Annotated in this window: 10 protein-coding genes and 1 pseudogene; 5 read left to right on the top strand and 6 right to left on the bottom strand. The window is 64.1% G+C overall.

What is annotated here, in order from left to right; genetic code table 11:
• Positions 1 to 30: 30 nt before the first annotated feature.
• On the top strand, positions 31 to 189 hold the full coding sequence (locus RVF83_RS17750; RefSeq protein WP_341262034.1) for a hypothetical protein: 159 nt from the start codon (positions 31 to 33) through the stop codon (positions 187 to 189).
• Positions 182 to 943: an ABC transporter ATP-binding protein gene (locus RVF83_RS17745; protein WP_005199574.1), complete on the top strand. Its 762-nt coding sequence runs from the start codon at positions 182 to 184 to the stop codon at positions 941 to 943. Before RVF83_RS17750 ends, RVF83_RS17745 begins: the two co-directional genes overlap by 8 nt.
• Before the next feature lie 703 nt (positions 944 to 1,646).
• Here RVF83_RS17745 and RVF83_RS17740 read toward each other — a convergent pair.
• Together RVF83_RS17740 and RVF83_RS17735 are read right to left on the bottom strand one after the other, a co-directional pair.
• Positions 1,647 to 2,915 carry an ABC transporter substrate-binding protein gene (locus tag RVF83_RS17740; RefSeq protein WP_005199573.1) on the bottom strand — a complete coding sequence of 423 codons (1,269 nt, stop codon included), beginning with the start codon at positions 2,913 to 2,915 and terminating at the stop codon, positions 1,647 to 1,649.
• A gap of 586 nt (positions 2,916 to 3,501) precedes the next feature.
• A complete protein-coding gene (locus RVF83_RS17735; RefSeq protein WP_005199572.1) occupies positions 3,502 to 5,181 on the bottom strand; it encodes an FAD-dependent oxidoreductase in 1,680 nt (559 codons plus the stop codon).
• A 240-nt stretch (positions 5,182 to 5,421) separates the two neighbouring features.
• On the opposite strand from RVF83_RS17735, the gene RVF83_RS17730 reads away from it, so the two are divergent.
• Positions 5,422 to 6,282 carry a 3-carboxyethylcatechol 2,3-dioxygenase gene (locus RVF83_RS17730; protein ID WP_005199571.1) on the top strand — a complete coding sequence of 287 codons (861 nt, stop codon included), beginning with the start codon at positions 5,422 to 5,424 and terminating at the stop codon, positions 6,280 to 6,282.
• A gap of 200 nt (positions 6,283 to 6,482) precedes the next feature.
• On the opposite strand, the gene RVF83_RS17725 is transcribed toward RVF83_RS17730, so the two are convergent.
• From RVF83_RS17725 to RVF83_RS17710, 4 genes and pseudogenes are all read right to left on the bottom strand, one after another.
• Complete coding sequence (locus RVF83_RS17725; protein ID WP_005199570.1) at positions 6,483 to 7,283, bottom strand: crotonase/enoyl-CoA hydratase family protein; 801 nt, start codon at positions 7,281 to 7,283, stop codon at positions 6,483 to 6,485.
• A gap of 36 nt (positions 7,284 to 7,319) precedes the next feature.
• Positions 7,320 to 8,355: pseudogene (locus RVF83_RS17720) on the bottom strand (CaiB/BaiF CoA transferase family protein).
• Between the two features lie 49 nt (positions 8,356 to 8,404).
• The gene (locus RVF83_RS17715) at positions 8,405 to 8,710 is read right to left on the bottom strand and encodes a hypothetical protein (protein WP_005199568.1); all 306 of its coding nucleotides are present in this window, start codon (positions 8,708 to 8,710) and stop codon (positions 8,405 to 8,407) included.
• Positions 8,711 to 8,760: 50 nt separating this feature from the next.
• The gene (locus tag RVF83_RS17710; protein ID WP_005199567.1) at positions 8,761 to 10,272 is read right to left on the bottom strand and encodes a class I adenylate-forming enzyme family protein; all 1,512 of its coding nucleotides are present in this window, start codon (positions 10,270 to 10,272) and stop codon (positions 8,761 to 8,763) included.
• Between the two features lie 343 nt (positions 10,273 to 10,615).
• Between RVF83_RS17710 and RVF83_RS17705 the strand changes: the two genes are divergently transcribed.
• The gene (locus tag RVF83_RS17705; protein ID WP_005199566.1) at positions 10,616 to 12,760 is read left to right on the top strand and encodes an acyl-CoA dehydrogenase; all 2,145 of its coding nucleotides are present in this window, start codon (positions 10,616 to 10,618) and stop codon (positions 12,758 to 12,760) included.
• Entirely contained in the window at positions 12,760 to 13,941 is a 1,182-nt protein-coding gene (locus RVF83_RS17700) for a CaiB/BaiF CoA transferase family protein (RefSeq protein WP_039880738.1), read from the top strand. The genes RVF83_RS17705 and RVF83_RS17700 overlap by 1 nt, the downstream gene beginning before the upstream one ends.
• Positions 13,942 to 13,998 lie beyond the last annotated feature (57 nt).

Raw genomic sequence — 13,998 nt, 5'->3', positions numbered from 1 at the left:
AGAATCTGTGAGAGTGGGGTGACGATTCTGATGGTCGATCACGACATGGATCTGGTCCTGAGTATCTGCGACGACGTTCACGTGCTGAACTTCGGTGAGCTCATAGCGTCCGGGTCCCCGGCGGAGATCCGGTCAAATCGAACAGTTGCGGAAGCATATTTAGGAAGAGAGGCTCAGGTTCATGGCTGACGTGCTGCTTGCCGGAAAGGGCAAACCGGAAGAGTATGTGCATACCGGAAGCCCGATCCTCGAATGCCGAGAGGTGTCGGCCGGCTACGGTTCGGTCAAAGTGGTTCGAGACGTGAGCTTCTCGCTCCATGCCGGCAATGTCCTGGCGATCCTGGGGCCCAACGGCGCGGGGAAGTCCACTCTGATGAACACCTTGGCCGGGTTGCTGCCCCGCAAAGGAGGCGACGTCGTCGTCGAGGGCAGACAATTGCGCAGCGGTCGTCCTGCGGAAGCCAACCGTCATGGACTGGTGCTGGTTCCGGATGATCGGGCGTTGTTCACATCGCTGACGGTCCGTGAGAATCTGACGATCGCTAAGAGGTCCGGAGGGCTCGATGTTGATGCGGCCACGGAGATGTTCCCAGCCCTTGCCAAGCGCATCAAAGTCAATGCCGGGGCGCTGTCGGGTGGAGAGCAACAGATGCTCGCCGTGGCGCGAGCGCTGACCCAGAATCCCCGCGCCCTTCTCATCGATGAGATGAGCATGGGATTGGCCCCGGTCATCGTCGAGGAGCTGTTGCCAATCGTGCGTCGGATCGCGGATGAGACCAAAGCCGTTGTGGTGCTGGTGGAACAGCACGTGCAGTTGGCTCTGGAGGTCGCCGACGAGGCGCTCGTCCTCGTGCACGGCGGTGTGCGACTAAGCGGGCCGGCCGACGACCTCGCAAAGGACCCAGTGTTGCTCGAACAGGCTTACCTGGGCGAAGCCGTCTGACAGTTCATCGGCAGAGCCCGTTCACCGACATAGAGCCGGCCACCCCCGCGCGCGGGGGTGGCCGGCTCTATGTCTCATTCATGCAAGGAAGACCTGTTGTCTGAGACTGTTCACACCCAATCGAAATCTACTTGGATTTCACTCCTGGAAGCCGATGAGTCGAGCGGGTCGAGTGCATCTCCGGACGGGAGCTCTCGGGCCGCCGCAGCGTCAAAACGATCTCGGACGGAGGGTCCAAGGCGACACTCACCAAGTCGAAGCGGTTTCGAGAGAACCAAGCTCGGGAGTCAAACGTGCGCGCGATCCTCCGTTGGATCCCACGGTACGTACGACGGCTCTCGATCTGACGCGGGCGACCACGCAGGGTGCCCGTGGAAGCGTCCTGAGTCTGCTCCACTTGCCTGAAAGGCGACTGCGCAGGCGCAGCGTCGCGGGATCTTCCACATTCTGCCCGGCGCGCCGTGGAAGACGGTCATCGTGCCGTACGAAGCGGTCACGCAACCAGCAGTCAAACGGCGATCGGGGCGCACAGTGATCGATTCTGGAGTGGCCATCGGACTTGCGCGACGACCGACCCCGACAACGACATGCGGACCGACTTCCAGAGCGGAACGTGGCACTCGCTCCGAGGCTGGTTCCGTCCCAAATAGATTTGGCCGCCATTCCGAAAAGGGCTGGCGGCCAGATCAGTTCGAGCGGTTGATCAGGAGGTGGGTTTGGCGTAGAGCGATGGGTCGATGGTCACCTTCTTGTAGTTGGTGAGTTCGCCGTTCTCGTTCGCCTTGGCAAGGATGCCGTCTGCGCTGCAGATATTCGGTGAGATCGGGATCTGCTTGCCGTTGCACTGGAATATGATTCCGTCGGTCAGCGGGTACTCCGTCGGAGGCGCGGTCTTCAAACCCTCCATGACCGTTTCCTTCGTGGGGTCGGTGACCTTGGCGGCGTTGAGTGCCTTGATCATGCCGAGCATCGGGGCGTATCCGGCAGACGAGAGCTGGCCGAACTTTGCGCCGTCGCCGTACTTGGCCAGAATCGCCGAGTACAGTTGAGAATCGGCCGCGTCGGGGCTGAGGTTGAGTGCGGCCGTGACATTGATGTCCTTGTAACCGTTCGGGATCGAGCTGCCGCCACCGATACTGATGCACCGATCGATGGCGAAGATCGGGGTATTGGGCTTGGTGGTCTTGATTGCTTTGAAGGCGCTGGTGCAGAAGCTGTCATTGCCGAGGACAAAGAAGTTGTCCGCGTCGGCTCCCGCGGCACTGATCTGTGGGGTCATGTCCGCGGTGCCCGGCGGAATGCCGACGACATCGTACCCGACACCTGCATTACCCCAAACCATACCGCCTACCGCACGGGTGGGTCCCTCCGCGCCCGGCACGCCGATGGACACGGCGAGAGTGTCCTTGAGCCCCTCGTCTTTGGCTGAGGTGGCCGTGATCGCGAAGTACGCGGTGCCGTTCGACAGGGAGAAGACCCCGGGGGTGTTGAGGCCCTTCGGCGTGGTGCCGCTGTGGACGACGAGCGGGACACCGGCGGGCGACAGGACGTCGACGAGGTTGTCGAGTTCGCCCGGGGTCGGTCCGACCACCGCTGCGGCGCCGGCCTGGACCATCTGGTTCGCACAATCGGTTGCCACGGCAGGCTGCGCGAGTGCCTCACACGGCTTGAACTGGATCGGATGTCCGCCGATGCCACCGAGGTATTCGTTGGCGTAGGCGGCCGCGGCTTGGGCGCCACGGATCTCGTCGCTCGTGTCGATCGTCGGCGACTTGCCTTCGCTGACGAACCCGATTGTCACGGGAGTGCCGGTTGCCTTATTGGGCGTGCCCAGAACGGATTCGTTGACCGAGGGTTCGGCTGCCGAGTCGCCGCCGTCATCGGAACTGCTACAGGCGACCATCCCTGCGGTGAGGGCGGCAGAGAGCAACGTTGTTGCCAACAACCGCCGGCCGGTCCTTGTCTTGTTCATGCTGTGCTCCTGAGATCGGGACGTCGAAATTGCGCCCGCACATGGATGTTGGATCGAGTCTCGTATCCAATCGTTCGAGTTGGTGCGAAGATCGGATCCACTGGGAGACGCGGTGTCAGATACGGACACTCGAATCGTTGACTATGACGGCCGTCACTCCTATCGTTTTCTCGGAATGTTACCCAACTGTTATGTCCTGGCGGCACAGAGACGTGCTGTGTACGCTGGTGGTTCCGTGATTCGGGGATGGTTGATGGACCCGAAGACGCTGCGCGCGTCAGGCCTGTGTGGGTGGACAGAAGTGGACAGAAGATACCCAGAGATGTCAGAAAGTGCGCATAGGCTCGGTCGCTGTCGCCCGAGATGGTGTCGCGATGGGCGGAGGCCTCCCGAGGAGACCTGGTGGTGGCGCCGAAGGGCTTCCGCTCCGGTGACTGTCGATGGGTTGCGGCAGAAGACAACACGCTGATCGTCCACCTAGGGTGGCAGTGGTCGAGCACCACCGGCCCTTCGCCGCCGGTCCTTCCACCGCGGAAATGACCGTCGTCTGATAGGTGGGGTCCTCGTATCGTGGGTTGAGGACGTGTCAGTCCCCGCGCACGACTTCCATCATCGAGTCGGCGTCGACGAACTTCACTCGTGGTCGCCTCCGCGGCTTACCCGCGGCTCGCTCGGCCTTGTCGATCAGGGACCAGCCGGCGAAGTCGACGACGTGCGGCGCTCGCTGGGACACCAAGTCCGCGAATGATTCCGAGTCGTCTGCGGGAGCGGCGAGTGCGCCCGCGACGTAGTCCTGCAGCAACAGGTCGACGGTATCGGCGGCGCACTTCTTGTTCGTCCCGATGACCCCTGAGGGCCCCCGCTTGACCCATCCGGTGGCGTAGACACCCCGGACTGGTTCGTCGCCGTCCAGTGTGACAACCCGACCATCGACGTTCGAGATGACGCCACGGGCGTCGTCGAACGGCACCCCTGGTACCGGCACGCCACGATAGCCGACCGCCCGGAGTACGAGCGACGTGTCGATGACCTCGGTGGTATCCGTTCCGACCGCGACGACGGCTCCTGACTCGTTGCGTTCGAGGTTGTTGCGCATGACGCTGACGGACTCGATGTGACCCTCGCCCGAGATCTCGGTGGGGGAGACGAGGTATCTCAGGACGAGCCGCTTCGATGAGCCGGCCCCGCCCTCCTCGGCAACCTTGCGGGCCAAAACGACCTTGGCCTTGACCGATGACTCGGTTTCGGGGTCGTCGAGAATCTCTTGCGTCACAGAATCGATGCGCACCTCGTCGGGATCGATCACGAGGTCGACCCCGGGGAGATGGCGCAGGGCCATCATTTCGGGATTGGTGTATCCGGCTTGTGCGACACCCCGTCGGCCGAGCACAACCACCTCGCGAATGTTGCTCGCACGCAGCACTTCCAATGCGTGGTCGGCGATGTCGGTGCGGTCGAGGTCGTCCGGGTCGGAGAGCAGGATGCGAGCGACGTCGAGAGCGACGTTGCCGTTGCCGACGATGACGGCTCGTTCACCGCTAAGATCGTAGGTTCGATCTGCGTAGTCGGGGTGGCCGTTGTACCAGCCGACGAATTCCGTGGCGGTGTGGCTACCCGGCAGGTCCTCGCCGGCGATGCCGAGGCGACGATCCGACGACGCCCCCACTGCGTAGATGACAGCGTGGTTGTGTGCCAGCAATTCTTCATGCGTCAGGTCGACACCGACCTCGACCCCAAGGTGCAACCTGAAATTCTTGCGACGCTCGAGGGTCCGGAAGATGTCGGTCACCGCCTTCGTGCCCGGGTGATCGGGAGCGACTCCGGAGCGGACGAGCCCATACGGTGTCAGCAAGCGCTCAAACATGTCAACCTGGACGCCTTTGAGTGCGATCAGCTCGGACGCGGCATAGAATGCCGCAGGTCCTGACCCGACGATGGCGACCCTCAGCTGCGAGAAATCCGCCTTCCGCCACAGCGGTTTCGGCACGTCGAGTTCACCGCTCTGCACCGGATGCAGGTCGAAGTACTCGGCATTGAGTTCGATGAACGGGAGCTCGGGATCGTCCAACTCGTCTTCGGCCTTGATCGCCTCCACGGGGCAGGCCTCGACACAGGCGCCACAGTCGATGCAGGTCTGCGGGTCGATATGGAGCATCTCTGTCCGCATGAAGTCCGGCTCGTCGGGCGTCGGATGGATGCAGTTGACCGGGCATACATCAACGCATGAGGCGTCGTTGCAACACGCTTGCAAAATCACAAAGGCCACGGCGATGTCCTCCAATATCTGACAGTTACGTCTACTTTGGGGGACAAGGGTACGATCTGTCAAGTAGCAGAAGAACCCTTCCATACGTCTTTCTGCCGTTATGCCGGCTGCGAGCGTACGGCGTGATCAACGGCCCGTCGAAGTGGCGCTCGACTGGAGTGAACATTTGATCTAACGTCAGTGTCACTAATGGTTCAGGTGCCATTCCAGCGGCGACCGAACGTACCGACGAGGAGAGTCATGACGGAACGCAATCGACTGGTCGTGTGCGCGAGCCACAGCCCGGGGATGGAGCGAGACACCGAGCATGTATTCGGATCGGAGTTCCGGGCTGGCCTGGCTGATGCGCGGGCACTGATCACCTCGTTCGACCCGGATTTCACCATCCTCTTCGGTGGCGACCATCGCCGTGCCTTTCGGCACGTGGTCCCGACCTTCGGCGTGGCCACGTCCGCGACCATCCTGCCCGAAGGTGGCCATGACGAAGGGACACTGAATGTTCCGGCCGATGTCGCCATGGACCTCGCTGTGCATCTACTCGACTCGAGGTTCGATATCGCGGTCTGCCGGGACGTCTCCCTCGACCACGCTTTCGCGCAACCACTACGAGATCTCACCGGTGACCTCGGAAGCTACCCGGTCATCCCAGTGCCGATCAATTGTGCGACCGGACCGTTGCCGGCGGCCGCCCGCGTACTGGAATTCGGGGAAGCCGTCGGGCGTTTTCTCGACACGTTGGACGCCCGCGTGTTGGTGATCGGGACCGGCGGGCTGTCTCACTCGCCGCCGAGTCTGGAGCTCGATGGCTACGACATCAGCGACGAGGAGCGGCACCGCGTGATCACTGAGGGCGCGGCAGCTGCACGCACGAAGATTAAGCCGCAGTGGGACAAGGCATTCCTGGACGCGTTGGCCACCTGGGACGGTGCCGAACTCGTCTCGCTCACCGATGATGCCCGCGCGCAGGCCGGTGTCGGTGCCAACGAGGTGCGCACATGGCTGGCGGCCGGGGCCGCGGGAGGTGGCACGCCGCTGGAAGCGCTTGTCTACCAGCCGGTCGAGGAATGGATCACCGGGATGGGGCTGGCGGTGTCGAGGTGAACCCGCTGGTCTGGTACGCCACCGGGGAATCGGGTGGTCGGCGAAGTTCTCAATCGTGCGGACAATCCCGAACCCGGTGTCGCTCCTCACGAGTGTTGAGAAGAACTGATTTCGACGTGCGGTTGAACTGGCCGGCGTCAGAACGGACTGCCCGAAGCAATCGCTGTGGGGCAGTCCGTCTCCGTTGGTGACGCGCAGTTTCAGCGGCCCTGCCACACGGGTGGCCGCTTCTCGGCGAAGGCGCGGGGTCCCTCCTTGGCATCTTCGGAGTAGGCGATCGCCGGGAGTGCGGCGCTGGTCATGTCCCAGCCGATGGTCTCGTTCGGTCGATCGCCGGACTCGCTCTGTGCGAGAGCGATTCGTTTGGAAGCGGCTACCGCGAGTGGTGCATTGGCCGCGATCTTCTCAGCCAGCGCCAGCGCAGTGGCGAGCACGTCACCTGCAGGGACCACCCGATTTATCAGGTGCAGCTCGAGCGCCTGCACAGCGGTGATCGGTTCGCCGGTGAGCAGCAGTTCCATCGCAACGACCTGAGGTAGCTTCGCGGCGAGGCGAAATGCGCCGCCCGCACCGGCGATCAGACCCCGTGTCACCTCCGGCAGCCCGAAGATCGCAGTGTCGGCGGAGACCGCGAGATCGCTGGCCAACACGAGTTCAGTGCCACCGCCGAGCGCGGGTCCGTTGACTGCTGCGATGGTCGGCTTGCTGATCGCATGTCCGACGTAGCCCGCCAGGCCCCACTGCTCGCGCCCGGGTGGGATCACCGCCTCGCCGCGGGTGATGGCCTTGAGGTCGGCTCCCGCGCAGAACGCCTTGTCGCCGGCGCCGGTGAGGACCACGGCGCGAACGTCAGGGTCCTTGTCTGCTTCGGCCAGGGCATCGCCGACGACAATGCACATCTCGGCATTGACGGCGTTACGCGCCTCTGGACGATTCATGGTGATGAGCATGACGTGCCCGCGACGTTCGATCAGCGCGGGAGACTCCGGTGTATCAGTCAAGATTCCTCCAAATTGTTGTGGTGCACGAATCAGCGATCACGGCCAGACGTCCGCGACATCGACTGCGTGCCTTGGCGGTGGTGCGGGAACCGCAGGGGACGTACGCGAGAACGACGGCGCCGGCGCGGGTTGGGGTGATCCCGTCGATCGTCGTGAAGACACCGCGCGCGACCATCTGTGGATCGGCTTCGGCCTCGGCGAAGGTCAAAACCGGAGTGACGCAAGCGTCGACCCCGGCGAAGACGCTTGCCCATTCGTCCCGTGACCGAGAGGCAAAGCATTCGGCGAAGAGCTTACGCATGTGCGGGTAGTTCTCGGGTTCGCGTTGGGCGCCGACCTCGGCGGGATCGAGGCCGAGGGTTTTTACCATCGTCGCAAAGAACTGTGGCTCCAAGGCTCCGACCGCGACATACTTGCCGTCTGAGCACTCGTAGGTGTCATAGAACGGAGCAGAGCCGTCGAAAATATTCTCGCCACGGTCATCTGACCACCGTCCTGACCCGCGCATGGCCCACAGCAGGTGCCCCAGTGCCGCTGCGCCGTTCACGATCGCCGCATCGATGATCTGCCCGCGTCCGGAGGTCTGGCGTTCGACCAGAGCGGAGATGAGACCGATCACCAGGAACATCGAACCGCCGCCGAAGTCGCCGAAGAGGTTCAGGGGTGGCACCGGGCGCTCACCCGGACGTCCAACGGCGTGCAGTAGTCCCGTCAGTGAAATGTAGTTCAGGTCGTGGCCTGCCTCCATAGCCCGTGGACCATTCTGCCCCCATCCGGTCATTCGGCCGTAGATGAGCCGTGGATTGACCTCGGCGACGTCGTCGGGGCCGAGACCGAGGCGCTCGGTGACGCCCGGGCGAAAGCCCTCGATGAGGATGTCTGCCCGCGCGACGAGTCGCAGCACATCGCGGAGGTCATCGGGGTTCCTGAGGTCGGCTTCCACGATGGTTCGTCCGCGCAGGCCGGCACTCGACCCTGTTCCGGCTGTGGCCAACCCGCCGCGTCTCTGTACGCGGACCACATCGGCGCCCAGATCCGCCAACACCATCGCGGCGTGAGGACCGGGTCCCATGCCGGCGAGCTCGAGTACCCGTACACCGGCCAGGGGCCCGGCGTGCGGGTCAGTCACTGGAGGGAAGGGGTTTGGCGCTCTTGATGTCCAGTGGCGTGCCGCCGAGCGACAGGGTTCCGGTGCCGGGCTTGGTCACCAGGACCTCGACGGTGTCCTCGGGGTCGACGTAGCGTTTGCCCAGCTGTGTCCCGCTGTCGAGTCCCGCGGCCGGGGTGAGCCCGGTCGCCGGTGTCTTCGTCACGTCGATCATCGGCTGGCCGCCGCAGTCGAGTTCCGATTCGCCTGCGGGTGCCTTGACGATGATCACCTGTGTGCCGCATACCTGGCTCTGCAGACGACTTCCGGTTTTCAACACGATCTCTCCTTTGATTCTGGTGCTGTTCGACGTCGAGCTCTGTGCGCCGTTCACGCGCGGGATTCCGCTGTGGGTTCGACGATGCTCGACACCACGTCCTTGCGGAGAATCTTTCCGGTTGCGGTCGCCGGGAGGTCGTCGAGGAAGATGACCCGATCCGGGGTGCGCGAACCGCGTAGGCGTTCACGTACGTAGGTGCGCAACTCCTCGGGATCAACAGACATGCCAGGCTCGACGACGACCGCAGCAGCGATCGCCTCACCCCAGTGATCGTCTGGTATGCCGACCACCACAACCGAGCGGACCATCGGGTGGTGTACGAGAACGTCCTCGATCTCGGCGGGTGCGATGTTCTCGCCACCGCGGATGATGGTGTCGTCGTTGCGCCCGACGATGTAGAGGAAACCCTCGGTGTCGGTGTACGCGAGATCCTTGGTGGGGAACCAGCCCTCGGCGTCCAGCACCGAGCCGGCACCCATGTACTCCCCGGACACCTGTGGCCCGCGTACCCAGAGTTCGCCCTGCTCGCCTGACGCGACCGGGAGCCCCTCGGGGCTGCGCAGTTGGATCTCGATGCCGGGAACCGGTCGGCCGATCGAGCCCAGACGCGCCTGGACAACCGGATCGTCACTGTCGAGTGCCGCGCGGTGATCTTCGGGGCCCAGCAGCGCGATCGTGGAACTCGTCTCGGTCAGACCGTAGGCGTTGACGAATCCCGCCTCGGGGAATGCCCGCAGCGCCGCTTCGAGAGTGGGCCGAGGCATGCGTGCTCCGCCGTAGGAGAGCGATCGCAGCGTGGGCACATCGGCGCGTTCACCTGCCAGCACATCGACGATACGATCCAGCATCGTCGGCACGACCATGGCAGACGTCGCACCTTCTCGACGGACGAGCTCCACCCAGGCGCGTGCATCGAAGTTGGGCAGATAGATCAGGCGGCGACCGGCATAGATGTTCGTCAGGATCGTGCCCATCCCGGCGACGTGATACGGCGGAACACTGATGAGCGCACCGTCGGTCTCCGCGGCCGACCCGTACTCCACAGTGCTCATGACGTAACTGAGCAGATGGCTGTGCCGCAGGATCACACCCTTGGGTGCGGATGTGGTTCCACTGGTGAACAAGATGATCGCCGGATCGTCCGGGTCGACGTTCGCGGCGGGCAGCGGATCTGATGCAGCCGCGCGGGCGGCGGAGGCAAAAGCGTCGGTGGTCATGACGTCGCGGATCGACGCCAGTTCGGCGACGTAGCGAGGGTCCGCGATGACCAACGGGGATTCTGTACGCGCAATCAGCTGTTCGAGCTGCCCGCGGGCGAGGCGGTAGTTGACCGGTACGAACGGCACACCGGCATGGGCGGCGGCGAATACCAACACGGGGAGCTCGAGTCCGGAATTACCGAGGAAGACGACGTTCTTGGCGTCCGCCCGCGCGATGACACTTGCTGCGCCGGCGACGAGTTCGCCGAACTCCGCATACGTCAGTGAGGTGCCGTCGACCGTGATGGCAGTCCGGTCCGGGTGGCCAGATGCCGCCATGTCCAGGATCAGCGAGATGCTCATGCAAGACTTCCAAATCTCTCGTGTGATGTGATCCCCATCGTCGGCCCGATGCCCCGTTCTGTGCTGACTCGGAAGGGGTGCTCCGGAAGAATGACGTGGGTCACTCCTTGCCAAAACCATAGTGGATGATCTGACACCTTGTCCACGAATTGTCCGAAAGATGTCGCTCCACCGGTTCGAGCGGTCATTTGTGCAGTTCAGAAGGGGATGGAATCATTGTGTGTTGTGGCGATGCTTGTTCGGCGTGCGCGGTGCACCGAGCCTTGAATATCGTTGATCTGACATCTAGGGTCAGTTGCGTGTGCCGAAAGGCCAATCAGCTCGCAATCGAAAGGTGGCCGACATGGCACTTGCCATATCCCCCGAACACATTGAACTCGCCGATGCCGCTGCCGGCCATCTCCGGCGGCATCGTGTCCGCGACGCCGCCCGCGCTTCCCTCGACGGATCACCCGTTCTCGACAAGTTCTGGTCGAGCACAGCGGATCTCGGTTGGCTCGGCTTGCATCTCCCGGAAGAACACGGTGGGTCGGGCTACGGCATCGCGGAGCTGGCCGTCGTCCTCGAAGCGATGGGGCATGAGCTGACTCCCGGCCCGTTCCTCGCGACGGTTGCCGCATCGGCAGTCATCGCGCACTCCGGGGATGCCGACCTCAAGGCGGAAGTGCTCCCCGGGCTCGCGGACGGATCGACAGTTGGTGCGGTCGGCCTCGCCGCGGGGCTGTCCCGCGACACCGAGGGCCTGGTCAGCGGCCAGGTGCGCGCGGTCTTGTCGGCTCCGGAGGCAGATCTGCTCGTCCTCGCGATCGGCGATGACCTCGTGGTGCTCGACACGACCGTGGCAGGGGTAGGCATCAGCCCAGCCACCTCACTGGACACCACTCGCGGGCTGGGGACGGTCTCCTGTACGGGAGTTGCTGTCCCGGCCAACCGAATTCTCGAGGGTGCGGCACGCTCGGGTCGCAGCCTGCTGCGTGTCCTCGCATCCGCCGAGGCCACTGGCGGGGCGCTGGCGTGTCTCGAGATGGCCACGGACTACGCAAAGGTTCGCGAACAGTTCGGAAGGACCATCGGCTCGTTCCAGGCCGTCAAGCATCACTGCGCCGACATGCTCATCGCCGCCGAGGCGACCGTCGCGGCCACCTGGGATGCGGCCCGCGCCAATGACATCGACAGTGCCTGGTTCGCATCAGCTGTCGCGGCGTCCTATGCGGGCCCGACCCAGCTGAAGAACGCCCGGATGAACATCCAACTTCATGGTGGCATCGGGTTCACCTGGGAGCACGATGCGCACCTCTACCTGCGACGTGCGACCACGGTCGCCGCAATCCTGTCCGACGGCATCGATCCGTTGGTCGACATCGTCGCCGCCTACCGATCGGGTCAGGCCCAGGGCGCAATATTCGAGCTGCCCGAGGAGGCCGAGGTGTTCCGGACGGCTGCCCGTGCCGAGGCCGAGGCCGTCAGAGCCCTGCCCGAGGCACAGCGACGCGATCACCTCGTCGACAGTGGATACCTGGTCCCGCACTGGCGCAAGCCCTGGGGGCGCGAGGCCGGAGCGATCGAGCAACTGGTGATCGAGGAGGAGTTCGAGGGCATCGATCTGCCAGACCTGGGCATCACAGGCTGGGTCAATCTCACCATCTCGCAGGTGGGTTCGGACGATCAGCGCAATCGGTGGATCGAACCGGTGCTGCGCGGCCGGGATCAGTGGTGTCAGCTGTTCAGCGAGCCCGGTGCAGGTTCGGATGCCGCTGCCGTTCGAACCGTGGGCAAGAGGGTCGAGGGCGGCTGGCGCGTGACCGGCCAAAAGGTCTGGACCAGTGTCGCTCTCGACTGTCAATGGGGTCTGGCGACCGTCCGGACCGACCCCGACGCAGCCAAGCATGCCGGGGTCTCGATGATGGCGATCGACCTGTCGGCCGACGGCGTCGAGATCCGTCCGTTACGTGAGATCACCGGCGACGCGTTGTTCAACGAGGTCTTCTTCGACGATGTCTTCGTGCCGGACTCCGACGTCGTCGGCGCAGTGGGCGAGGGCTGGAAGGTCGCCCGTGCCACCCTGGGCAACGAACGGGTATCCATCGGCGGCGGTAGCGGTTCCATCGCGTTCGGGGAAGCCGATCTCGTAAAGTTGCTCGACGAGTCAGAGAGTGCCGACGGCGTGCGACGCGTCGGTGAGGTGATCGCCGAAGCACACACCCTTCGTCTACTCAACCTGAGGCAGGCCGCGCGCGCGGTCATCGGTGCCGGTCCCGGCCCCGAAGCCAACGTGACGAAGCTCATCAAAGCCGAGCATTCGCAACGTGTCACCGAGCTGGGAATCGATCTGGCCGGCACCGCAGCGGTGACCGGTGAGACTCCTGAGCTGACGTACGCATATCTGTTCGCGCGCTGTCTGACCATCGCCGGCGGCACATCCGAGATCATGCGCAACACCATCGCCGAGCGGCTCCTCGGCCTGCCGCGCGATCCGCTGGCCCGATGATGAACGCGTTGCCGCTCGCCGGCATCACGGTGATCAGTCTGGAGCAAGCGGTGGCCGCTCCGTACGCCACTCGCCAGCTGGCCGATCTCGGGGCGCGCGTCATCAAGATCGAGCGGCCCGGGGTCGGGGACTTCGCGCGGGGATACGATGACACGGTCCATGGGGAATCGAGCTACTTCGTCTGGCTCAACCGCTCCAAGGAATCGCTCACGTTGGACCTCAAGAGCGCTGTGGGGCAACAGTTGCTGCGAGAACTTCTGACCGACGCGGACGTGTTCCTGCAGAACCTCGGACCGGGTGCGACCCGCCGGATGGGGCTGGGGGCCGACGACCTCAAGGACTCGCACCCACGACTGATCGTCTGTGACATCACCGGGTACGGAGAAGGGCCTTGGCAGTCGCGGAAGGCCTACGATCTGTTGGTTCAGGCCGAGGCCGGATTGCTCAGTGTCAGTGGAACCGAGCAGGAGGTCGCAAAGGCGGGAATCTCGGTTGCCGACATCGCGGCGGGTAGCTTCGCCTATTCCGGCATCCTCGCCGCTCTCTATTCTCGGGCGACAACGGGCGATGCTCCGGCAGTGACGGTCTCGCTGTTCGAGGCACTCGCCGAGTGGATGGGTTCACCGATGTACTACTCGCAGTACGGAGGAACCCCTTCGCGTCGGACGGGTGCACGGCACGCGACGATCGCCCCATACGGCCCATTCAGCGTCGGCGATGGCGGCACCGTGCTGCTGGCGATACAGAATCAACCCGAATGGGAACGGTTCTGCACTCAGGTCCTGGACCTGCCCGGGCTGGTCGACGATCCGCGATTCGCAAAAAACCCTGTGCGCGTGCTCAACCGCGAAGAGTTGGAGGCGATCGTCACTGCGGCGATCGAGCCACTCAGCGCGGACGAACTGGAGAAGAAGCTCGAAGCCGCGGGTATCGCAAATGCCAGGATGAACACGATGGAGCAACTCTGGGATCACCCGGTCCTGTCCGAACGCGAGCGCTGGCGCGACGTCCAGACGCCGGGCGGACAGGTCCGGGCGCTCCTTCCGCCGGCGGTGCTGCGTGGAGTCCAGGCCAGAATGGATCCGGTGCCGGCGTTGGGCGAACACACCATCGCCATTCTGCGAGAGCTCGGCAGGGATGACGCAGAGATCGCTCGGCTCCGCGAAGCGCATGTGGTCTGACCCGTTGATCGGGTAGATCGTGGCCCGACCCGGACGGCGAGTCCTGAATCAACGTCG

Source organism: Gordonia rubripertincta, assembly GCF_038024875.1.
GTDB lineage: Bacteria > Actinomycetota > Actinomycetes > Mycobacteriales > Mycobacteriaceae > Gordonia > Gordonia rubripertincta.
This window is presented reverse-complemented; position numbering and strand designations above follow the sequence as displayed.